Origin of the sequence: Burkholderia sp. EMB26 (genome assembly GCF_024730645.1) — a bacterium.
In the GTDB taxonomy this organism is placed as follows: domain Bacteria; phylum Pseudomonadota; class Gammaproteobacteria; order Burkholderiales; family Burkholderiaceae; genus Burkholderia; species Burkholderia cenocepacia.
In genome coordinates, this window is the sequence record NZ_CP078071.1 from 635,809 (window position 1) to 658,448 (window position 22,640).

The following is a 22,640-nucleotide window of genomic DNA, read 5'->3' on the forward strand; positions in this document are numbered from 1 at the left end:
TCCCGGCCGGGACCGAAGACGACCGATGGCCGTCGTCTCCGGTCATGCGGCCGGGTTCCCGCATGGCGATCGGCACGAGCCGGCTATTTGCCGACCGCGCCGCCGAGCAGGCCACCCACCAGCGACGTCACCGGCGCGAGCGGGTTGGCGAGCGCGCCCAGCGGCGAGCCGCCGCCGCTCGCACCGGTCTCGGCGCCACCGTGCACGGTCGCCGGTATGCCGCCGACCACGCTCGTCACCAGACCGGCGACCGGCACCGCGCCGTTCGGGCCGCTCGGGTTCACGAGGCCGCCCGCATTGGTCACCGTGTTGCCGACCGCCCGGACGAGACCGCCGACCGCGCCGACGATCGGCTGCGGCGACGTGGACGTCACCTTCCATCCGGCCGACGTGATCGCTCCGCCGACCTGCCCGAGCAGGCCCGCGACCGGCTGCCCGAGGCCCGTTGCGGTGCCGGCCTGCTGCGTGAGCTGACCGGCCGTCGTCACGAGCGGCGTGATCGCCGTGCTGAGCGCCTGCGTCGCCTGCTGGACCGGGCCCGACGACAGGGCCGAGCCGAGCATGGTGCCGCCCGACTTCAGGCCGCCGGCCACCGTGTCGAGTAGACCGCCGACGGGCGTCGTAATCGGCGCGAGCGGCGACAGCGGGCCGGAGCCGAGCGCCTTCACCGTTTCGCTGAGACCGTTGACCGGGTTGCTGGTCGAGCCGACGAGGGTGCCGAGGCCCGTCACCGTCGTGCCGACCGGGTTCGGCGTGAAGCCGATCTGGCCGATACCGTTGCTCACGGCATTCGTCGTGTCGCGGATGAGCGTGCCGACGCCGGTGACCGTGTCGGCCGGCCCGGCCGTCATGGTCTTGCCGACGCCGGGCAGTGTCACGTCGCCGAGCGTCGAGCCCGCGGCCAGCACGACTGCGCCGACGGAACTGATGATGCCGTTGGTGCCGGGTGTACCGCTGGTTCCACTCGTGCCGCTGGTTCCGCTTGTGCCACTGGTTCCGCTTGTGCCACTGGTTCCGCTTGTGCCGCTGGTTCCGCTCGTGCCGCTGGTTCCGCTCGTGCCGCTGGTTCCGCTCGTGCCGCTGGTGCCGCTCGTGCCACTGGTGCCACTGGTGCCACTGGTGCCACTGGTGCCACTGGTGCCACTGGTGCCACTGGTGCCACTGGTGCCGCTTGTGCCGCTCGTCCCGCTTGTGCCGCTCGTCCCGCTCGTCCCGCTCGTCCCGCTCGTGCCGCTGGTCCCGCTCGTACCACCGGTTCCGTTCGTCCCGCTCGTACTCGTCCCGATGGTGTTGCCGGCCAGCGTCGGCGCCGTAATGTCACCGCCGCCGCACGCCGCGAGCGCACACGCAGTGGCAATGGCGGCGAGTGAAACGTTCGCCTTGGTGAAGTGATTGTGCATGGAAGCCCCCGTTCGCTATTCAGCTCGATCACGTCAACAAGCATCTAGCGTGCCATCTCCGTGGGCCTCCTTCACATTGTCACGATCGCCTTTCGATCGCGGTCCGGGCCGCACTGCGCGTCACGGCACATCGCGTGCGGATCGTGCGTCGCGGCGCGTCCCGTCCTGGCATTCCGATCGCGCTGACGTAACACCGGCCCCGCGTTACGTAGCACCGACCGGGAAAAACCGGCAGCATCCTCGTCACGGCCGCTTCACCAGCTTCACGATCGTCAGCGTGCCGTTGACGTTTTCCACCCGAACCCGAACCTTGTCGCCCACATGCAGCGGCGGAATCATCGCCGCGTCGCCGGCCTTGAATGCCATCGTCATCGGCGGCATGCCGATGTTGTCGAGCGCGCCGTGCTTCAGCATCACGAGCCTGCGGCCGGCATCGATTGCCTTGACTTCGGCATCGGTCAGCGTCGCATTCGACGCCGACATGGTCGCGTCGCCTGCGTTCATGTCCGGCATGTCGCCGCCGGCGAGCGCCGGCATGGCAATGGTCGCCATCGCGCACGACACGACGACAGCGCGAAAACAGGTCTTCATCGAGCATCTCCCGTCGAGCCAGCGCGTTTCCGTCGCCAGCCAGCGCCACGCATCACACGATCAACGTCGCACCGGCCCACGCGATCAGCACGACACCCAGCACGCGGCCGATACGCTCGCCACCGGGCAGCACCTTCTCCACGAACACGAACAGCGACAACGCGACGATCCACACCACGTTCATCACGCCGCCGACGAACAGCAGCGCCATCAGTAACCAGCAGCAGCCCACGCAAACGATGCCGTGCCGCACTCCCAGCAGGAAACTGCCGGCGACGCCCGGGCGCCAGTGCGCGACCAGGAATGCAGCCGGCGCCCGGCATTGCCGCAGGCACGCGCGTTTCAGCGGCGAGAATTGATAAAGCCCGGCCAGCGCCAGCACGATCGCGGAAAGGCGCGCACTCTTCGACCACAGCATCATCGCGGAGATCAGCCCGGCCGGTTGCAGCAGCGCCTGAAGCAGCGCCGCGCCGATCGAGAACGCGAGCCACGTCGTCAGATAGCCGGCCAGCAGCGCCACCGACGTGAACGCCGATCCCGTCGCCCCGTCGCCGTGCTGCCGTAGCACGCGCCGGTACAGCATCACGAGCGGCGCCGCGCCGGGCGTCATCATCGCGATCATCATCACCCACCACATCGCGATCACGGTCGGCAGAGGCGGATCCATGCTGCCCATGCCGTCCGCCAGCCGATGCGGAAACAGCGCGACGGTCGTCATCTCCCGCGCCGACATGCCGGTTCCCGCGCCCGTCCACAGATAGAACCAGCACAGGCCGACGAGCGCGGCCATGCCGATCAGCGTGACGGCGCGCTCGCGGGCGAGCCAGGTGTCGAACGGCGTCATGCCGCGGCGCGATGCCGGATCAGCCCGTGGTTGTTCAGATGCAGCCGCGCGAATTGCGCATAGGTTCCGTCGAGATTCAGCGCGATGTTGCCCTGCGAGCGCCCCGTGCCCGAACCGATCTCGGCCAGCTCGTATTCGAAACCGTGCGGCAGGTCGATCCGCACACGGTGCTCGGCACCCGTCACCGGATTGTGGATGGGTTCGCCGGCTGCGTCGAACACACCGTCCACGTGAATCCGGCCGCGCCGCGCATCGACGTCAACGTCGAAATCGATCTTCGTGAAGATCGGCTCGAACGCGTGCTCGAGCGTCGACGCATACACCGAAAACATCGTCGCGAACGGATCGGTATCCTGACCGGTCATGATCTTCAGCACGGCCTCGCGCTGTGCCGGACTGGCACGCTCGTCGACGATCGGTTGGCACTTGCCCTTGCCTTCGTGAACGGCGCCCGGCCACTGGAACACCACCGCGATCCTGACGCCGTCGAGCACCACGTCGCCGTAGTGGCCGCTGTCGATCGAAATCGCCCCCATCGCTTCGCAGTTGCCGTTGGTCGGCAGCGCATTGAACTGGCAAGGGCAACCGTATGAGCAATTGCAACTGATCATTTCGGTTCCCTGAATTTCCCACGGCGTCATGGCTCCACCTCGCGCTCTGAAACAGACGAACGCTTCGAATCTAGTGCACGCGATCGGGGAAAGCAAAGCGGTCGTGGCGGCGTGAAAACCGGGGGTTCCGGCCTCACGTAAGACGTTTCAGGATGCGTTCGCCGGGTTGCGCCGGAAACCGTCTCGTCCCCCTGTTCTCACACGATCAGCGAAGCAACGATCGCACACCACACGGCGCCGGCGCCGCACAGAAACACGCGCCGCGCGACGAACATTCGCGACTCGTCGCCGGGGGTTTTCATCGGCGACGTGGCGAGAAACGGCACGCTGGCGAGGCACGCGAAACCCGCCAGCGCGGGCACGATCACGACGTAGTCGCCGAACCGCCAGGGCAGCGCTTCGTGCAACCCCCAGTAGCCGAGAAACAGCATGCCCATCGAGAACATCGTCGCGGCGGCCGAACTGAGCGCGACTACCGATCCTGTCGGAAATTGCACGGGAACCTCCCCTCGCGCGACCCACGCGCTGACGCCCATCTCGCCGGGGACCGCGATGACGGCGTCTGCCGGCGCAGACTCACGCGTTCATGTCCGGCTCGAACGCATCGCGTGCGCCGTCGCGACCAGGCCGCGAATGCGCGTTGTCACGGATTGACAGGCTCGACCCGATCGAATGGCCATGTCGTACCCGTTTAACGAGGACGTGCGTGGCGCTGCTAACCCGTTTTTTTCGTGCCCTGCGCAACGGAAATCCACCCGACCACCGCCGCGGCGACCCAGCAGCAGGTGATCATCAGGTCCAGATCCATCCAGCCCTCGAAATTCGTACTGTTTTCGAAACTGCAGCGCTGATGGCCCCTGACCCACATGCAGCCGCTGATCAACTGCTGGACATGCATGTAGATGCTGTACACGGCAACGGCCGAAGCGATGATGGCGACCCGCAGGCTTATGCTCTTTTTCATTGACGCTGAAGGCGTGGGATGATTTCCCGACGATCTTAAGCCAATGGCGATGCATGACGCAATCGATCCGGTATCGTCCCGATTGACCCGCATGCGTAAAAGCGCATCGATTGTCGCAACCTCGACGGAAGCCGGCATGCGTCGCGACGGCGGAAGGATTTCGCGCGTTCAGGCGCGATGCCGCATGGATCGCGGGGCGGCTCTCCGCGCCACCGCGCTCAATCGACGACCGGCCTGATCGTCTTCAGGCAATCCGCCGCCAGTTGCTGATAAATCCGCGTGCCATTCGCCTTCGCGTCGATCTCCGCGCCGCTCAGCCGGCGTACGACACGCGCCGGCATGCCCGCCAGCAGCACGCCGCGCGGCACGTCGTAGCCGGCCTTCACGAACGCACAGGCCGCGACGATCGTCGTTGCGCCGATCGTCGCACCGTCCATCACGACCGCATTCATGCCGATCATCGTGTCCGGCTCCAGCGTCGCGCCATGCACGATCGCGCCGTGGCCGATGTGGCTGTTCACGCCCAGCCGGCAGGTCTCGCCGATCCCGACGTGCAGCACGCAGCCGTCCTGCACGTTGCTGCCGTCTTCGACGACGATCGCGCCGAAGTCGCCGCGCAGGCTCGCATGCGGGCCGATGTAGCAGCGCGCGCCGATCGTCACGTCGCCGATCACGACCGCGCTCGGGTCGAGGTACGCGGACGGATCGACGCGCGGCCGCATCCCGTTGAATTCGAACAGCGGCATCGTCAGAGCGCCGCGACCGCTTCCGGCACGAGCGTGAACAGGTCGCCGACGACACCGTAATCGGCCACGCTGAAGATCGGTGCTTCGGGATCCTTGTTGATCGCGACGATCACCTTCGAATCCTTCATGCCGGCCAGGTGCTGGATCGCACCCGAAATGCCGACCGCGACGTACAGCTGCGGCGCGACGATCTTGCCGGTCTGGCCGACCTGATAGTCGTTCGGCACGTAGCCGGCGTCGACTGCCGCGCGCGATGCGCCGAGCGCGGCCTGCAGCTTGTCGGCCAGCGGCTCGAGCACCTTCGTGTAGTTTTCGCCGCTGCCCAGTCCGCGGCCGCCCGACACGACGATGTTCGCGCTGGTGAGTTCCGGCCGATCCAGTTTCGTCACTTCACGGCTCACGAAGTGCGACGTGCCGACGTCTGCCGCTGCGTCGATCCTCTCGACCGTCGCATTGCCGCCTTCCGCCGAAACCGGATCGAAGCCGGTCGCCCGCACCGTGACGACCTTGACCGGATCGCCCGACTGCACGGTCGCGATCGCGTTGCCCGCGTAGATCGGGCGCTCGAACGTGTCGGCCGATACAACGGCCGTGATCTCGGAAATCTGTGCGACATCCAGTTTCGCGGCGATACGCGGCGCGACGTTCTTGCCGTACGCGGTGGCCGGCGCGAGGATGTGCGAGTAGTCCTTCGCGATGTTCAGCGCGGTCGCTTCGACGTTTTCCGCCAGGCCCTCCGCCAGATGCGGCGCGTCGGCCAGCAGCACCTTCGAAACGCCCTCGATCTTTGCCGCTGCATCGGCCGCCGCTTGCGCGTGGTGGCCCGCGACCAGCACGTGAACATCGCCGACGCCCGCGGCATCGAGCGCCCGTGCCGCGGCCACCGCATTCAACGTCGCGGCCTTGATCGACACGTTGTCGTGCTCGGCCATTACCAGAATCGTCATGTCGTTGCGTTCCCTGTTACAGCACCTTGGCTTCGGTCTTCAGCTTCCCGACCAGCGTCTTCACGTCCGGCACCTTCACGCCGGCCGCGCGCTTCGGCGGCTCGCTCACCTTGAGCGTCTTCACGCGCGGTAATACGTCGACACCGAGATCGTCGGGCTTCACCGTTTCCAGCGGCTTCTTCTTTGCCTTCATGATGTTCGGCAGCGTCACGTAGCGCGGCTCGTTCAGGCGCAGGTCGGTCGTCACGACCGCGGGCAGTCGAAGCGACAGCGTCTGCGCGCCCCCGTCGACTTCGCGCGCCACCGTCGCATGGCCGTCGGCGATCACGACTTTCGACGCGAACGTCGCCTGCGGCAGACCGGCCAGCGCGGCCAGCATCTGGCCCGTCTGGTTCGCATCGTCGTCGATCGCCTGCTTGCCGAGAATCACCAATTGCGGCTGCTCCCGGTCGACCAGCGCCTTCAACACCTTCGCGACGCCCAGCGGTTCGACGCCTTCATTCGACTCGACGAGAATCGCGCGATCCGCGCCGATCGCCAGCGCCGTGCGCAGCGTTTCCTGCGCCTGCGCGACACCCACCGATACCGCGACCACTTCGGTCGCGACTCCAGCCTCCTTCAACCGCACCGCTTCTTCCACCGCGATTTCGTCGAACGGGTTCATCGACATCTTCGCGTTCGCGATATCGACGCCCGTCCGGTCGGATTTCACGCCGACCTTCACGTTCGCGTCGACCACGCGTTTCACTGCCACGAGCACTTTCAACTGCCTGTCTCCTGTTCCGTTGCGCGAGCGCGCCGTATCAGCGCGCGGTAAACCCGCCGTCGATCACGAGCTCCGCGCCCGTCACGTAGCGGCCTGCCGGCGACACGAGATACAGGATGCCGGCCGCGATATCGCGCGGATTGCCGATCTTCGCCATCGGCACGTGCGTCTGCATGTACTCGAACGCGCGATCGGGGTCCTGGCCCATCTGGCGAAACGCGTCCTCGAGCATCGGCGTGCGGATATAGCCGGGATGCACCGAGTTCGCGCGGATGTTCTTCGCCGCGTACAGCATCGCGTCGACCTTTGCCATCATCCTCACCGCGGCCTTCGACGCGTGATACGCGGGCACGTCGGGGCCGCCGACGATCCCGTACATCGACGACAGGTTCACGATCGACCCGCCGCCGGCTGCGTCGATATGCGGAATCGCCGCGCGCGTGCACAGGAACACGCCGTTGACGTTCACGTCCTGCACGCGCTGCCATTGCGCGAGCGTGAGCTCGTGCGTCGGCACGTTGTGCCCTTCGATGCCCGCGTTGTTCACGAGCACGTCGAGGCGCCCGAAGCGCGCGACGATCTCGTCGAACACGCGCGCCACATCCGCCTCGTGCGTGACGTCGAGCGACCAGAATGCGGCCTGGCCGCCCTGTGCGCGGATGTCCTCGACCAGCGCTTGCGCCGGCTGCGACAGCACGTCGAGAATCGCGACGCTCGCGCCGGCCGCGGCCAGCGTACGCGCCGTCTCGGCGCCGATACCGCGCGCGCCGCCGGTGATCGCGGCCACCTTGCCGCGCAGGTCGAACAGTTCTTCGATGAGTTTCATGTCGTCTCCTTGTATTCGGATGGGCGCCTTCGAGCACATCCGGCGTTATCGCGTATTCCGCGCCGCAAGAAAATCGAGGCATTCCCGATTGAAATAATCGGCGTGCTCCACCATCACCCAATGGCCGCAGCGGTTCATCAGCACGAAGCGCGCATCGCGGCAGCGTTCGAGGAAGGTCAGCGCGCCGCCGACCGGATTGAAGCGATCGTCCGTACCCCAGAAACCGAGCACCGGGCTGCGCAGATCGCCGAGCGCCGCGGTCAGGTTCGGCACGCTCATCGTCGACAGCACTTCGGTCGGCTGCTCGACGCATACCTTCATCCGCTCGGCGACGAGCGCGTCGGTGACGATCGCCGGATCGTGCACGAGCAGCGTCAGCAGTTCGCGCATCGTGTCGTCATTCATCTGGCGATGGGTGAACAGCTTCACCATCCGCTGAATCCCTTCCATCCGGAAATAGGTGTCGCGATCCTCGACGCCGCCGGGCGCCATCATGATCAGCCCGTCCACTTCGTCCGGGTAGTCGAGTGCGTATTTCAGCGCGATCGCGCCGCCGAGCGAATTGCCGAGCAGCACGGCCGGCCCGATCCCGAGCGCGGCGAGTTGCGCATGCAGCGCACCGACGAAGAAATCGAGCGTATAGGCGACGTCGGACGGCTTCGACGACTGCCCGTAGCCGGGCAGGTCGACGACGATCGCGCGATGGCCGGCCGCCGCGAACGCCGGATAGTTGTGCTTGAAGTTGCTGAAGCCGCTGGCGCCCGGCCCGCTGCCGTGAATGAACACCACCGGCCGGCCCTCGCCCGCCTCGAAATGATGCAGGCGCATGCCGCCCGGTACGTCGGTGAAGATGCCGGCCGGCGGCGTCGTGGGGGTCGTCATCGCGGATTGTCTCCTTCGTCGTTCGATGGATGCCTGCCACGATGATTGCGCCGCCGGCGCAGGCCGGCATCATCCTTTCAGACTACGAAGCCGCGCGCACTTGTTCCTATCATCGGTCCACCGAAACGGAGGCGACGATGAACGGATTCGACTACAGCGGCAAGACGGTGCTCGTGACGGGCGGCACCAAGGGCATCGGGCGGCGCATCGCCGAACGGTTCCTCGCGGCCGGGGCGCGCGTGTTCGTCTGCGGACGCAGCGCGCCCGATACGCCGCCGTCGGCGAATGGCCGCACGGCTGCCTTCGTCGCGGCCGACCTGCGCGACATCGAGCAGGTCGACGCGATGCTCGCGACGATTCGCGACATGGCCGGCGGCCTCGACGTGCTCGTCAACAACGCGGGCGGCTCGCCGTTCGCGCTCGCGGCCGATGCGTCGCCGCGCTTCACCGAATCGATCGTGCGGCTGAACCTGATCGCGCCGCTGCAACTCGCGCAGCGCGTGAACGCGATCATGCAGCCGCAATCCACGGGCGGCGTGATGCTGTTCATCGCGAGCGTCAGCGCATCGCGACCGTCGCCCGGTACGGCCGCGTACGGCGCCGCGAAAGCCGGCCTCGTCAACGCGGTCACGTCGCTCGCGGTCGAGTGGGCGCCGCGCGTGCGCGTGTGCGCGATCAGCCCGAGCCTCGTGCAGACCGACGCGGCCACCGAAGGCCACTACGGCGACGATGCCGCGCTCGACGCGATTCGCGCGACGATTCCCGCCGGCCGGCTCGCGACACCCGACGACGTCGCCGCCGCCTGCCTGTTCCTCGCATCGCCCGACGCGTCGTACACGTCGGGCGCGAACCTGCGACTCGACGGCGGCGGCGAACGGCCCGCGTTCCTGTCGGCCGCACGGACGGACGCGCGCTGAACCATGCGATGCGCACGGTGCGCAGCCGGTCGTTGCCGATGCTAGGGAAGTCCTCTAGTTCATTTTGACGATTCCCTGCTACCGCGATCTCCCTACTCTGCCTCTCACGACAACACACAGAGTCGACCGTCGTCGATACCCCAAGAGGAGACACCATGCATCAACGGATTTCGCGCCGTACCGACAAGCGGGCCGCCGCCACGCTGTCGACGCTGGCCGCCGCGCTGCTGACGTGCGCCGTTCCGGACGCACACGCCGGCAGCACGATCGCGCTTGGCGCCGACACGACGCTGGACTATACGTTCACGCTCAGTTACGGCCTCGGCATGCGCACCCGTGCGCCGAGCGGCAATCTGCTGACGCCGGCGAACATCAACGGCGACGACGGCGATCGCAACTTCGCGAAGAACAAGCTGATCGAGAACCAGGTCAGCCTGCTCGGCGAAGTGAACCTGAAGCATGACGACTGGGGGATATTCGTTCGCGCGGACACGTTCTACGACCAGGCGTATCGGCGCCCGAACTACAACGACGCGCCGGGCACCGTGAACCACTCCGGCCAGTACAACGACTTCACGAGCGACGCGCGCTACTGGTCGGGCGGCCACACGACGCTGCTCGCCGCGTACGCGTACAACACGTTCCATCTCGGTTCGACGAGCCTGAACGTGAAGGTCGGCGATCAGGTGGTCGCCTGGGGCGAAAGCCTGTTCTTCCCGAACATCGCGGGCGCACAGGGGCCGTCCGACGCGACCAAGTCGTACATGGCCGGCGCCGAGGTCAAGGACATCCTGCTGCCGGTGCCGCAGATCTCGACGCAGTGGCAGATCACGCCGAACTTCAGCCTGCTCGGCTACTACCAGTTCTCGTACCAGCAGAACCGGCTGACCGCGCCCGGCACGTACTGGAGCTACTCCGACGTCACGGGCCCCGGCGCGCAATACATCATCGGCCCGGGCGGGATGATCATTCCGCGCGGCCCGGACGACAAGCCGAGCGCACGCAACCAGTGGGGGATCGGCGCGCGCTTTCGCATACTCGGCGACACCGAGCTCGGCCTGTACCACCTGCACTACAACGACATGAATCCGAGCGTCGTCACGACGTACTTCCCGACGCTGCAGTACCAGCAGAAGTATTTCAGCAACATCAAGCTGACCGGCGCGAGCTTCTCGACGCAGGTCGGCCCGGTGAACGTCGCGGGCGAAGTGTCGTACCGCCAGGGCGCGGCCGTGCTGGTCAATACGGCGACCGGCCCGCAGTCGACCCGCGCGAACGTGCTGCAAACCAACCTGTCCGGCATCTACTCGATCGGGCCGAGCTTCCTCGCGAACTCGCAATCGCTGATCGGCGAACTCACGTACGTGCACGCAGGCAGCATCTCGGCGCTCGACGGCTCGACCACGCTGTCGAATTCGCGCAACGCACTCGCGATGGAGATCGCATGGACGCTCAGCTACAAGAACGTGTTCAACGGCTGGGATCTCGACGTGCCGCTGACCTACACGCACGACCTGACGGGCACGTCGCCGCTCGCCGGCGCGCTCGGCTCGCTGACGGGCCAGGGCGATCACCGCGTGACGGCCGGCCTGACCTTCACGCGCCTGAGCAACCTGCAGCTGTCGCTCGTCTATGCCAAGTTCCTCGGCTCGCCGAACCCGGTCACGCGTCCGCTCTCGGATCGCGACTACGTGCTGGCCACGGCGACCTATCACTTCTGAGCGGCCCGGCCGCTCGTCACTCAGCAACAAGAGGATCGATATGAAACGCATTCATCTCCCCCTCCTTCGCGCCTCGGTGATGGCCGCGTGCGCGGTCGTCGCGACGGCGTCGTTCCCGAAGGTCACGCCGGACGACCTGAAGGCGCTCGACGGCCCGCTGACGCCGATGGGCGCGCTGCGCGCCGCGAGCAAGGACAACGGCGTGCCGGAGTGGTCGGGCAAGTGGCTCGGCACGCCGCCCGACGTGCAGTACAAGCGCGGCGGCCGCTACCCCGATCCGTTCGCGAACGAGAAGCCGATCGCGACGATCACCGCGGACAACATGGCGCAGTATGCGGAGCATCTGACCGACGGTCAGAAGGCGATGTTCAAGCGCTATCCGGCCACGTTCAAGATCAACGTCTACCCGAGTCATCGCGATTTCCGCTACACCGATTCCGTCTACAAGGACATCCGCACGTACGCGCCCGATTCGACGATGACGTCCGACGCGAACGGGCTGACCAACGCGCCGCCGCAGGTGCCCTATCCGATCCCGAAGACGGCGGCCGAGCTGCTGTGGAATCAGCGCATGTCGTCGGCGATCGGTGCAGAGCAGGCAACCTACGACCAGGCGGTCGTCTATTCCGACGGCAACATCGCGTGGGGCAAGGTGCGCTACGACATCTACTCGCCGCGCAACGTCGGCAAGTACGACGTGAAGAATGACCTGAACAACCGCACGTTCTACCGCAACGCGACGGAGTTGCCGCTGTCCGACCGCGGCTCGCTGATCGTCGGCTTCCAGAACTGGGACAAGGCCGGCGCGGACAACGCGTCGCGCACGTGGATGTACAACCCCGGCACCCGGCGCGTGCGCCAGGCGCCGGAATACGGCTATGACCAGCCGCAGGGCCCGGGCGGCTTTCGCACCGTCGACGACGATCGCCTGTACAACGGCCCCGGCGACCGCTACGACTGGAAGATCGTCGGCAAGCGCGAGATCTACGTGCCGTACGACAACTACAAGGCGATGGACAGCTCGGTCAAGTATGCGGACCTGCTGACCAAGGGGCATGAAAACCCGGCGTACATCCGCTACGAACTGCATCGCGTGTGGGTGCTGCAGGCGACGCTGAAGAGCAACTACCGTCATCAGTATGCGAAGCGCGTGCTGTACATCGACGAGGATTCCTGGATGACGCTGCTCGCCGACAACTACGACGCGCGCGGCCAGCTGTGGCGCACCAACGTCGCGACGACGCTGTATGCGTACGACGCGAAGACGTTCTATCCGGGCGTCGTGTTCTTCCACGACCTGATCTCCGGCGCATACATGGCCGACCGCCTCACCAACGAAGGCCCGATGCCGAAGCTCGACAACAGCCCGCAGTTCAGCGAAGCGTATTTCTCGCCGGACGCGATCCGTAGTTCGGGCAACTGATCGATCGACGCGGCCTGCCCGCGCTCCACGCGCCGGAGCCCCCGCTCCGGCGCACGACGCCGCCCGCGACGGCGGCCTTTTTCCATTCGAGGGCCCTTTCATGTCTTCCCGCCTGCATACGACGCTCGGCGACGAGCTGTACGCCGCGTGGCACGCGCGCGCGCCGGTCGCGCCGCTGTCGAGCCGCCCGCGCCGTCTGTCGCTCGACGATGCCTATCTCATCCAGCAGCGCTTCATCGAACGCCGCGTCGAACACGGCGAAGCGGTCGTCGGCAAGAAGATCGGCGTGACGAGCCAGGCCGTGCAGGACATGCTCAACGTGCGCCAGCCCGATTTCGGCATCCTGCTGTCCGGCATGCACCATGCGGCCGGCGAAGCGATCGCGACCGACTCGCTGATCGCGCCGCGCGCCGAGGGCGAGATCGCGTTCATCCTCGCGCACGACCTGCGCGGCCCCGGCATCGACCGCACCGACGTGATCGCCGCGACGGCCGCCGTCGCGCCCTGCTTCGAGATCGTCGATTCGCGCATCCGCGACTGGGCGATCCGGATCGAGGACACCGTCGCCGACAACGCTTCGTGCGGTGTGTACGTACTCGGCGATGCGCGCGTCGATCCGCGCACGCTCGATCTCGCCGCCTGCGAGATGACGATCGAGAAAAACGGCGAGCCCGTCGCGCGCGGTCGCGGCGATGCGGCGCTCGGCCATCCCGCCGATGCGGTCGCGTGGCTCGCGAACACGCTCGCCGCCTACGACGTGCCGCTGCTTGCCGGCGAGATCGTGCTGTCCGGCTCGCTCGCGAAACTGATTCCGGTCACGGCCGGCGACACGCTGTCGATGCACATCGCCGGCATCGGCAGCTGCGACGTCCGCTTTATCTAAAGGAACACTCCCGATGAAGAAAATCAAATGCGCATTGATCGGGCCGGGCAACATCGGCACCGATCTGTTGTACAAGCTGCGCCGTTCGCCGGTGCTCGAACCCGTGTGGATGGTCGGCGTCGACCCGGCATCCGACGGCCTCGCACGCGCACGCGAGTTCGGCCTGAAAACCACCGACAAGGGGGTCGACGGGCTGCTGCCGCACGTCGTCGGCGACGAGATCCGCATCGCATTCGACGCGACGTCGGCATACGTGCATCGCGACAATTCCGACAAGCTCACCGCGCTCGGCGTGAAGATGATCGACCTGACGCCCGCGGCGATCGGGCCGTATTGCGTGCCGCCGGTGAACCTCGATGCGCATCTCGACAGCGCGCAGACGAACGTGAACATGGTGACCTGCGGCGGCCAGGCGACGATTCCGATGGTGTATGCGGTGTCGCGCGTACAGCCGGTCGCGTACGGCGAGATCGTCGCGACCGTGTCGTCGCGCTCGGTCGGCCCCGGCACGCGCAAGAACATCGACGAGTTCACGCGCACGACGTCCGGCGCGATCGAACAGGTCGGCGGCGCACGCAAGGGCAAGGCGATCATCGTCATCAACCCGGCCGAGCCGCCGCTGATCATGCGCGACACGATCCACTGCCTGACCGACGGGCCGCCCGACGTCGACGCGATCACCGCGTCCGTGCATGCGATGGTCAAGGAAGTGCAACGCTACGTGCCCGGCTACACGTTGAAGAACGGCCCGGTGTTCGACGGCCATCGCGTGTCGGTGTTCATGGAAGTCGAGGGGCTCGGCGACTACCTGCCGAAGTACGCGGGCAACCTCGACATCATGACCGCCGCCGCGGCCGCCACGGCCGAGCGTTTCGCCGAACAGATGCTGGCCGCGACGGCCGCCACCGCTTGAGCCGAGGAGCCACACGATGTCACTTGCAGGCAAGAAGATCACCGTCCACGACATGTCGCTGCGCGACGGGATGCACCCGAAGCGCCACCAGATCACGCTCGACCAGATGCGCGACATCGCGCGCGGGCTCGACGCGGCCGGCGTGCCGCTGATCGAGGTCACGCACGGCGACGGCCTCGGCGGCGCGTCGGTCAACTACGGGTTTCCCGCGCACACCGACGAGGCGTACCTGAGCGCCGTGATCCCGGAGCTGAAACAGGCCCGGGTGTCCGCGCTGCTGCTGCCCGGCATCGGCACCGTCGAGCACCTGCGCATGGCGCACGCACTCGGCGTCGGCACGATCCGCGTCGCGACGCACTGCACCGAGGCCGACGTGTCCGAGCAGCATATCGGCCTCGCACGCACGCTCGGGCTCGACACGGTCGGCTTCCTGATGATGGCGCACATGTCGTCGCCGGCACAGCTCGTCGTACAGGCGAAGCTGATGGAGTCGTACGGCGCGAACTGCATCTACATCACCGATTCGGCCGGCCACATGCTGCCCGACGACGTGACCGCGCGAATCGGCCAGGTGCGCGACGCGCTGAAGCCGGAGACGGAGCTCGGCTTCCACGGCCACCACAACCTCGCGATGGGCGTCGCGAATTCGGTCGCGGCGGTCGCCGCCGGCGCGAACCGGATCGACGCGGCGGCGGCCGGCCTCGGCGCCGGCGCGGGCAACACGCCGATGGAAGTGTTCGTCGCGGTGTGCGACCGGATGGGGGTCGAAACGGGCGTCGACGTATTCGCGATTTCCGACGTCGCCGAGGATCTCGTCGTACCGATCATGGATGCGCCGATCCGTCTCGACCGCGACGCGCTGACGCTCGGCTATGCGGGCGTCTACTCGTCGTTCCTGCTGTTCGCGAAGCGTGCGGAAGCGAAGTACGGGATTCCGGCGCGCGACATCCTCGTCGAGCTGGGCCGTCAGCGGCTCGTCGGCGGGCAGGAGGACATGATCGAGGATGCGGCGCTGACGATGGTGCGGGCGCGGGAGGTGGCGGCGTAGGCGACGCGGTCGTTCACGGCCAACCAACGGAAACGGGGCGCAAGCCCCGTTCGTCGTTGGATGCACGGGTATGTCGATTGCGCGCGCCCGGGGCGCCCGCCTGCTGACACCACGCTGTCAGCAGGCGGGCCCTAAGCTCGAACGTCCGACACCCGAGGAGCATCGCCCGTGGCCCATACCGGAGAACTGGCCGCACTGGCCGAGCGCGCCGTCAAACGGCGCGGTGTCACCCTGCTGACCCTGTGCCTCGCCGTACTCGTCGCGCAGGTCGACACGGCCGTCGTCAATCTCGCGACGCGCGCCATCGGCGCCTATTTCCACGCCGGTGTCGGTGCATTGCAATGGGTCGTCGACAGCTACAACCTCACGTACGCGGTGCTGCTGCTGACCGGCGGCCTGCTCGCCGACCTGTACGGCCGGCGCCGCCTCTTCATGGCCGGCACGGCCGTTTTCACGCTTGCGTCGCTGCTGTGCGCGCTCGCGCCATCGGTATCGGTGCTGATCGCCGCACGTGCGCTGGCCGGCGTCGGCGCGGCGTTGTTGCTGCCGGCGTCGCTTGCGATCGTGCGCGTCGTGTGGCGCGATCCGGTCGCGCGCGGCCGCGCGCTCGGCATCTGGGCCGCGTGCAACGGCGTCGCGATGGCGCTCGGCCCGACGCTCGGCGGCGTGCTGATCCGGCACTTCGGCTGGCGCAGCATCTTTTTCGTCGTCGTGCCGCTGAGCGTCGCCGCGATGCTGCTCGCGATTCCGGCCGTGCCCGAATCGTCCGATCCGCACGGCCGTCATTTCGACGGTGCGGCGCAAGTCGCGGGCGCACTCGCGCTCGGCGCGCTCGCGTATGCGGCGATCGTGTTCCGCGACGCACCGGTCGCCTGCACGATCGCCGGCTGCATCGCGGTCGCGTCGTTCGTCGCGTTCGTGGCGATCGAGCGCCACCACGGAGAATCCGCGCTGGTGCCGCTGGACCTCTTCCGGATCAGCGCATTTCGCGGGGCGATCGCCGCGACCACCGGCATGACGTTCGGAATGTACGGCGTGCTGTTCCTCCTGCCGCTGACGTGGCAAAGCGTCGGCCGCCTCGATTCGACCGGCGCGGGGCTCGCGCTGCTGCCGATGGCGCTCGTGTTCGTCGTCGTGTCGCCGTGGTCGGGGCCGTTGTCGGAGCGTATCGGCACGCGTGCGACGACGGCCGGCGGTGTCGCCGTGATCGCGAGCGGGCTCGCCGCGATCGGCGCATCGGCCGAGTCAGCCAGCCTGCTCGGCGCCGAAATCGGGCTGGCATTGACGGGGCTCGGGATGGGGATCGCGACGGGCCCGCTGATGACCGTCGCGGTCGGTGCGGTCGACGCGGCGCGTTCGGGCACCGCCAGCGCGCTCGTCAACGTCGCGCGAATGACCGGCGCGACGCTCGGCATCGCGGTGCTCGGCACGGCGTTCGCAGCCGCGCATGGCGGCGCGGCCGGCCTGCGCGTCGCGATGCTCGCCGGCGCGGCGGTTCAACTGACGGGCGCGGCGGTATCGGCGGTCAGCGTGCAGCGGGCGGCATGACGCGACACATGCGCACCCGCCGTTCGCTCAATGGTGCTTCCCGCCATGTTTGCGCGCCCGGTGCTCGGCGCGCTTGCGCAGCAGCACCGGCATCAGTTCCTCGATGTACTGGCGCGCCTGCCCGCGCGTGACGATCTCGCTGAAGCGCTGATGCGCGTGATCCTGGCCAACCAGCGCCGCATGCGCTTTCCTCAGGATGTGCAGATAGGCGATCAGGCTCGTGCCATCGCGCACGGGCAGTGCATCGCGCGGATCCCGCGTCGGGGTGGTACTCATGCTCCGATCCTTTGCGGACAATCGGTCCGGCAGGTTGTCGTGACGAGCCCGCACCGAAGGGATTGAAAGCCGCGTGCGGGCCGCGAATTGCCGACGAGTGTACGACCGCGCCGGCCCGCGCGTAAAGCCGCCGGCGAACGACGTCGCAACGGGTGCGTTCAGTCGCCGGCCGGTGCGGACGACGATGCGTTTCGCCCGGCTCGTGCGGTTCGGAACGGGGAGACTTGCTGCAGGACGCGGCCGCCTGAGCGTGGTACACGCACGGCGCCGGCAAAGGCGGGAGAAGCCGCCGCGGCGCGATGGCGCCGCGGCGACCGGCGAACGGCACACCGTGCGCCGTTCAGCGGGTTCGTCCGGCCGTGCGGCCGGACGGGTGTCGATCGGTGCGCGCTGCGGCGCACCGATGGTGGCCGCTTAGCGGCGCGGCTGCCCGCTTCGCGGCGGACGCGGCGAATTCGCGTCCTTGTGCCGGAAGTTGATGCGGCCCTTGGTGAGGTCGTACACCGACAGTTCGAGCGTCACGCGATCGCCCGCGAGAATGCGGATGTGGTTCTTGCGCATGCGGCCCGACGCGTATGCGCCGACCACGACGCCGTTTTCCAGCGTGACACGGTATTTGCTGTCCGGCAGCACTTCGTCGACGATTCCGTCCAGTTCCAGCAGTTCTTCTTTTGCCAAACCAATTCCTCCAGACAAGGTGATTGACCGCGGCCGGCGACTGCCCGGCGCCGATTCCCGCAAACGGGACGGCGGCCGGCAGGCTGCCGGGATCGGTTCGTTCAGACGGGCCTCGGGCCTGTCTTGCGATCGGAGCCCGGCGCGTTGCGACGTTCGGGCGGTCGGTGGCTGCGGCGCCAGCAGCGCCGCGCAAGTCGGGACCGCGCCAGCTACGGCATGGCGGCGGTCTGCTCGGGTTGATGCGTTGAAGCGGTGATGCGCTCGCAAAACGGCTTGCGCTTCGCGAGGGCGTTGCGTCGCATGCGGTTCAGGCATGCGATGAGGGAGGCGTCACGACCGATGCATCGTGAATGTCGCGATGCATCGGTCGTGCGCATCGGAACGCACAGGCGCCGTCAGGCGGCGCCCCGCGCGATACTCCATCCGGCAACGGCCGCCGATCGGCGACCGCTGCCGATGCGGCTTACTGCGGCGTGATGTTCGACGCTTGCAGACCCTTCGGGCCACGCTTCACTTCGAAGCTGACCTTCTGGCCTTCGGCCAGGGTCTTGAAGCCCGTGCCGCGAATTTCCGAGAAATGGGCGAACAGATCGTCGCCGCCGTTGTCCGGGGAAATGAAACCAAAGCCCTTGGTTTCGTTGAACCACTTGACGGTACCGGTATCCACAAATACTTCCTTAATACAAATGACGAATGGTGAACATGCGCCCGCGACGGGCACAGAAAGAATCAAAGAGGGAGAGACCAACGACTGCCGCACTGTGTGCGGCCAATGATGAGCAATCGAACTTCTTGACGACTTCGGTCTCGGACACTACGCGGTAGCGGCCGTTTCGTCAAGTTCTTTTGGTGCGGCGCACAAGCGCAGGCGCCCGGCGCGCCTTCTGCGGCGGGTGTTGCCGGCCGATCGACGCGCTTTCGATACGCCCCTCTTTTCCGGCCGGCCTGCCCCTTTCTTACTGCGGCTCGAACACGTGATGCAGCGCCGGCGGCGCGTCGCCTTCGCGAATGCGCATCTCGAACGCCTTGCGCGCGACGCTCGCGGGCCGCACGTCGGCCACGTCCAGGTAGAACTGCGAATACCAGTCGCGCATCTGGTACAGCGGGCCGTCGCCTTCGCACAGCAGCGGGTTGTCGATCCGCGTCTTGCTGTGCCAGATGTCCACGTCCTCGTAGAACGCGCGCTGCGCTTCCTTCACGTACGCATTCGCGATCTCCATGTTCTGCTCGTCGGACAGTCCGGCCACCTTCTTCACGATCACGCCGTACCGCAGCTCGAAGCTGTTCATGTCGATCGGCACGTGGCAGTTCAGCAGCACCGAATGGATCGGCTGCCCGTTGCTCTGCCCCGTCATCTGCGTGATGTGCACGGCCGGCCCGAAATAGGTCGACAGCGCGGTCAGGCTGTCGCCGCCGAGCTTCTCGCTGCGGCCGACCAACAACTGCGTCGCCTTGTGGTGCTCGAACAGGTTCGCGAAATAGTCGATCGGCGCACGGTGCACGGTCGCGAAGTGCGCGACGTCCGAGATGTTGTCGACCAGCTCGCGGCAATTCGCGTGGATCACCATCTTGTCGATGACCCAGCCCGACCATTCGTCCGAGAAACACACGTCGAGGCGCGGAATCGCGACCTCGGCCGGCGGCGCATGGCCTTCCGGGTCGTTCCACACGAACAGCAGGTTGTTTTCCTCGCAGGTCGGCCACGCGCCGATGCGCGCCTTCGGCGGAATCCGCTTGCAGTACGGAATCGACGCGCACTGCCCTTCGCCGTTCCACGCCCAGCCGTGGAACGGGCACACGAGGGTGTCGCCCTGGACCGTGCCGAGGCTCAGGTCGGCGCCCATGTGCGGGCAATAGGCGTCGACGACGTTGACCTTGCCGGTCGAATCGGCGAACGCGGCGAGCTTGCGGCCGAAGATGTTCAGCGTATGCGGCTTGCCGTCCTGGTAGTCGCGGGCGAGGCCGAGGCAGTGCCAGCCGCGCGCATAGCGCTGCGCGAGCGGCTGGGCTTCGATCTTGTAAGGGCGTGCGGACATGTGGGTTGACTCCTCTTGTGGAGAGCGCGCGGCGGCCCGCCGCGCGCGGGGAAAATCGGCGCGCCGTTCAGCGCACCGGGTTGCCGTGTTCGAGTGCGGGCGCCGGCTGCGGCGGCGCGGGGGTCGCAGGCGACGGCTGCTGCTTCGGCAGGCGGCGCTCGGCACGCTCGACGCCGAGCCACGCGGCGAGCGCGGGCAGCAGGAACACCGCGCCGAACAGGTTCACGAGGAACATGAACGCGAGCAGCACGCCCATGTCGACCTGGAACTTCAGCGCGGAGAACGCCCACGTGCCGACGCCGATGAACATCGTGACGGCCGTGAACAGCGCCGCCGTGCCGCGCTGGCGCATCGCATCGGCGAACGCGTCCGGCAGCGTCGCGCCGTGGCGGAGGTCGTGCTGCAGGCGCTCGTACAGGTAGATCCCGTAGTCGACGCCGACGCCCACGCCGAGCGTGATCACCGGCAGCGTCGCGACCTTCAGCCCGATGCCGAGCCGCGCCATCACCGCGTTGCACAGGATCGACACGAGCGTGAGCGGCACGATGATGCTCAGCACCGCGCGCCACGAGCGGAACGTGAGCGCGCAGAGCAGCGCGATCGCGCCGAAGATCGACAGCAGCATCGCGATCTCCGCGTCGCCGACCGCCTCGTTGGTCGCGGCCATCACGCCGACGTTGCCGCCCGCGAGCCGGAACGCGACGTTCGGCGTCGGGTTCTCGGCCGCGAAGCGCTTGATCTCGTCGACGATGTGCGCGATGGTCGTGCCTTCGTGGTTCTTCGTGTAGATCAGGACCTGGATCGCCTTGCAGTTCGCGGTGTTCATCCCGTTGTCGGGATCGAACGCGTTGGCGCCCTGCGTGAGCCCGTCGCTGGAACGCGGCAGCGCGGCCCAGCGCGGGTTGCCTTCGTTGAACGCGGCGATGAACACCTTGCCCTGCGACGCGACGCTCGTCACCGACTGCACGCCGGCCACGCCGCGCATGTTCATCTCGAACCGTTCGATCGCGCTCATCACCGGGTAATGCAGGCATGCGTCGTCGAAGCCGGTCGTCTCGACGATCACCGACAGCACGTCCACGCCGATGTTGTACTGGTGCGTGATCGCCGCGTTGTCGACGTTGTAGCGCGAGTTCGCGCGCAGCTCCGGCGCGCCGGTGCCGATGTCGCCGATCTCCAGCCGGCGCGATTCGAGCGTGCCGTACGCGAGCAGCGCGAGCGCCACCGCGCACACGCCGAGCGCCGGCGCCGGCCGCGCGAACGCCGCGAAGCGCGACCACATCCGGCTGCCGCCGGCCGCCGCGGTGCGCTGCGCGCGCGCCAGCGTGCCGGGCTCGAGCCGCGTGTACGACAGCAGGATCGGCAGGAACACCTTGTTGGTCACGATCATCAGCAGCACGCCGAGGCATGCGGTGATGCCGAGTTCACGCACGATGTCGATCCTGATCCGCATGATCACCATGAAGCCGAGCGCGTTGGTCAGCAGCGCGACGGTGCCCGGCACGAACAGCTTGCGGAACGCGTCGCGCGCGGCGTCGACCGACGACGCGCCGCGCACCAGCGCCTGCTTCCACGCGTTGGTCATCTGCACCGCGTGCGACACGCCGATCGAGAAGATCAGGAACGGCACGAGGATCGACATCGGGTCGATGCCGAGCCCGAGCAGCGGCAGCGCGCCGAGCAGCCAGACGACCGGCAGCAGCGCGACGACGAGCGCCAGCGCGGTGGTCTTCAGCGAACGCGTATACGCGAACAGCAGCGCGGCCGTGACGAGGAACGCGAGCGCGAAGAACGCCATCACGCCGGCGATCCCGGCTTCGACGTCGCCCACCAGCTTCGCGAAGCCGATGATGTTCACGTCGATGCCCCGTTTCGCGTACTTCGCGCGAATCTCCTCCAGCTGGTGCGCGACCGCGCTGTAGTCGAGCCGCTTGCCGGTCGCGGGATCGGTCTCGCGCAGTTCCGCGCGGATCAGCGCCGACTTCAGGTCGTTGCCGACCAGCCGGCCGGTCTGCCCCGAGCGCGCGACGTTGCGGCGCACCTTCGCGAGATCGTCCGGGTTCGCGCTCGAGAACTGGCCGGGCACCACCACGTCGCCGCGAAAACCGGCCTCGGTCACCTCGGTGTAGTGGACGTTCGGCGTGAACAGTGAGAACACGCGCGAACGGTTCACGCCGGGGATGAAGAACACGTCGTCGGTCGCGTGGCGCAGCGCGTCCATGAAGGTCTGGTTGTAGATGTCGCCGTCACCCTTCCAGCGCAGGCTCACGAGGATCGTGTTCGCGCCGGGGAACGCCCCCGCATAGCGTTCGAACACCTGCATGTACGGGTGCTGCATCGGGATCATCTTGTTGAAGCCCGGATCGAGCTTGAGCCGCGTCGCGGACAGCCCGAGCGCGAGCGTCACCGCGACGCACAGCAGCATCAGCAGCCGGCGCCGGCGGATGATCGTGTTGGCGCAGCGCTCGACGAACGTGGCGAGGCGCGACGCGGAAACGGCTTCAGGGGGACGGGACAGGTCGTTCATGGAATTCTCGTGTCGGGACGGACGGGCGATGCGAAACGAACGGATACGGGCGAAAAACGGCGGCTGCATCGATCGCGGCCGCCGGGCCGCGCG

General features: G+C 67.4%; 23 protein-coding genes. 7 read left to right on the forward strand and 16 right to left on the reverse strand.

Translation table 11 applies throughout. The features are described 5' to 3' along the window. Positions 1–83 precede the first annotated feature (83 nt). The 11 genes from KU887_RS19530 to KU887_RS19580 all read right to left on the reverse strand — a co-directional run bounded on the left by KU887_RS19530 (position 84) and on the right by KU887_RS19580 (position 8,577). A complete protein-coding gene (locus KU887_RS19530) occupies positions 84–1,400 on the reverse strand; it encodes a collagen-like triple helix repeat-containing protein (RefSeq protein WP_212250680.1) in 1,317 nt (438 codons plus the stop codon). Positions 1,401–1,643: 243 nt separating this feature from the next. Then, positions 1,644–1,991: a copper-binding protein gene (locus tag KU887_RS19535; RefSeq protein WP_258257325.1), complete on the reverse strand. Its 348-nt coding sequence runs from the start codon at positions 1,989–1,991 to the stop codon at positions 1,644–1,646. A 52-nt stretch (positions 1,992–2,043) separates the two neighbouring features. After that, positions 2,044–2,835 carry a DUF2182 domain-containing protein gene (locus tag KU887_RS19540; RefSeq protein ID WP_006494795.1) on the reverse strand — a complete coding sequence of 264 codons (792 nt, stop codon included), beginning with the start codon at positions 2,833–2,835 and terminating at the stop codon, positions 2,044–2,046. Beyond that, positions 2,832–3,476: a DUF1326 domain-containing protein gene (locus KU887_RS19545; protein ID WP_006491659.1), complete on the reverse strand. Its 645-nt coding sequence runs from the start codon at positions 3,474–3,476 to the stop codon at positions 2,832–2,834. Before KU887_RS19545 ends, KU887_RS19540 begins: the two co-directional genes overlap by 4 nt. Positions 3,477–3,643: 167 nt before the next feature. Next, the gene (locus tag KU887_RS19550) at positions 3,644–3,943 is read right to left on the reverse strand and encodes a hypothetical protein (RefSeq protein ID WP_012493350.1); all 300 of its coding nucleotides are present in this window, start codon (positions 3,941–3,943) and stop codon (positions 3,644–3,646) included. A gap of 218 nt (positions 3,944–4,161) precedes the next feature. Continuing rightward, positions 4,162–4,548: a hypothetical protein gene (locus KU887_RS34645; RefSeq protein WP_370538985.1), complete on the reverse strand. Its 387-nt coding sequence runs from the start codon at positions 4,546–4,548 to the stop codon at positions 4,162–4,164. Positions 4,549–4,628: 80 nt separating this feature from the next. After that, positions 4,629–5,156, reverse strand: a complete 528-nt coding sequence (locus KU887_RS19560) for a transferase hexapeptide repeat family protein (protein ID WP_006494792.1) — start codon at positions 5,154–5,156, stop codon at positions 4,629–4,631. Between the two features lie 2 nt (positions 5,157–5,158). After that, a complete protein-coding gene (locus KU887_RS19565; protein WP_125331865.1) occupies positions 5,159–6,103 on the reverse strand; it encodes an electron transfer flavoprotein subunit alpha/FixB family protein in 945 nt (314 codons plus the stop codon). Positions 6,104–6,119: 16 nt separating this feature from the next. Beyond that, complete coding sequence (locus tag KU887_RS19570; RefSeq protein ID WP_258257328.1) at positions 6,120–6,869, reverse strand: electron transfer flavoprotein subunit beta/FixA family protein; 750 nt, start codon at positions 6,867–6,869, stop codon at positions 6,120–6,122. Positions 6,870–6,906: 37 nt separating this feature from the next. Next, positions 6,907–7,695 (reverse strand): SDR family NAD(P)-dependent oxidoreductase, encoded by a 789-nt coding sequence (locus KU887_RS19575; RefSeq protein ID WP_006483065.1) that lies wholly within the window; start codon positions 7,693–7,695, stop codon positions 6,907–6,909. Between the two features lie 45 nt (positions 7,696–7,740). Then, positions 7,741–8,577, reverse strand: a complete 837-nt coding sequence (locus KU887_RS19580; protein ID WP_006483031.1) for an alpha/beta fold hydrolase — start codon at positions 8,575–8,577, stop codon at positions 7,741–7,743. A 137-nt stretch (positions 8,578–8,714) separates the two neighbouring features. On the opposite strand from KU887_RS19580, the gene KU887_RS19585 reads away from it, so the two are divergent. The 7 genes from KU887_RS19585 to KU887_RS19615 all read left to right on the forward strand — a co-directional run bounded on the left by KU887_RS19585 (position 8,715) and on the right by KU887_RS19615 (position 17,030). Then, complete coding sequence (locus tag KU887_RS19585; RefSeq protein ID WP_006483021.1) at positions 8,715–9,494, forward strand: SDR family oxidoreductase; 780 nt, start codon at positions 8,715–8,717, stop codon at positions 9,492–9,494. 155 nt (positions 9,495–9,649) lie between these two features. Continuing rightward, the gene (locus tag KU887_RS19590; RefSeq protein WP_006483062.1) at positions 9,650–11,215 is read left to right on the forward strand and encodes a DUF1302 domain-containing protein; all 1,566 of its coding nucleotides are present in this window, start codon (positions 9,650–9,652) and stop codon (positions 11,213–11,215) included. A gap of 40 nt (positions 11,216–11,255) precedes the next feature. After that, on the forward strand, positions 11,256–12,638 hold the full coding sequence (locus KU887_RS19595) for a DUF1329 domain-containing protein (RefSeq protein ID WP_062910464.1): 1,383 nt from the start codon (positions 11,256–11,258) through the stop codon (positions 12,636–12,638). Positions 12,639–12,738: 100 nt separating this feature from the next. Then, positions 12,739–13,521 (forward strand): 2-oxopent-4-enoate hydratase, encoded by a 783-nt coding sequence (gene dmpE, locus KU887_RS19600; protein ID WP_258257334.1) that lies wholly within the window; start codon positions 12,739–12,741, stop codon positions 13,519–13,521. Between the two features lie 13 nt (positions 13,522–13,534). Next, entirely contained in the window at positions 13,535–14,434 is a 900-nt protein-coding gene (locus KU887_RS19605) for an acetaldehyde dehydrogenase (acetylating) (RefSeq protein ID WP_058903163.1), read from the forward strand. Positions 14,435–14,450: 16 nt separating this feature from the next. Next, entirely contained in the window at positions 14,451–15,482 is a 1,032-nt protein-coding gene (gene dmpG, locus KU887_RS19610; protein WP_077056823.1) for a 4-hydroxy-2-oxovalerate aldolase, read from the forward strand. 168 nt (positions 15,483–15,650) lie between these two features. Next, positions 15,651–17,030, forward strand: a complete 1,380-nt coding sequence (locus KU887_RS19615) for an MFS transporter (protein ID WP_258257340.1) — start codon at positions 15,651–15,653, stop codon at positions 17,028–17,030. Positions 17,031–17,057: 27 nt separating this feature from the next. Here KU887_RS19615 and KU887_RS19620 read toward each other — a convergent pair whose 3' ends face one another. From KU887_RS19620 to KU887_RS19640, 5 genes are all read right to left on the reverse strand, one after another. Then, positions 17,058–17,306 (reverse strand): hypothetical protein, encoded by a 249-nt coding sequence (locus tag KU887_RS19620; protein WP_258257343.1) that lies wholly within the window; start codon positions 17,304–17,306, stop codon positions 17,058–17,060. A gap of 414 nt (positions 17,307–17,720) precedes the next feature. Continuing rightward, on the reverse strand, positions 17,721–17,984 hold the full coding sequence (gene infA / locus KU887_RS19625; protein ID WP_006483034.1) for a translation initiation factor IF-1: 264 nt from the start codon (positions 17,982–17,984) through the stop codon (positions 17,721–17,723). Between the two features lie 463 nt (positions 17,985–18,447). Continuing rightward, complete coding sequence (locus KU887_RS19630; protein WP_006483056.1) at positions 18,448–18,651, reverse strand: cold-shock protein; 204 nt, start codon at positions 18,649–18,651, stop codon at positions 18,448–18,450. Between the two features lie 289 nt (positions 18,652–18,940). Then, a complete protein-coding gene (locus KU887_RS19635; RefSeq protein ID WP_006483025.1) occupies positions 18,941–20,020 on the reverse strand; it encodes a Rieske 2Fe-2S domain-containing protein in 1,080 nt (359 codons plus the stop codon). A 67-nt stretch (positions 20,021–20,087) separates the two neighbouring features. Then, positions 20,088–22,547, reverse strand: coding sequence for an RND family transporter (locus KU887_RS19640; protein ID WP_258257387.1), 2,460 nt, complete (start codon positions 22,545–22,547; stop codon positions 20,088–20,090). Positions 22,548–22,640 lie beyond the last annotated feature (93 nt).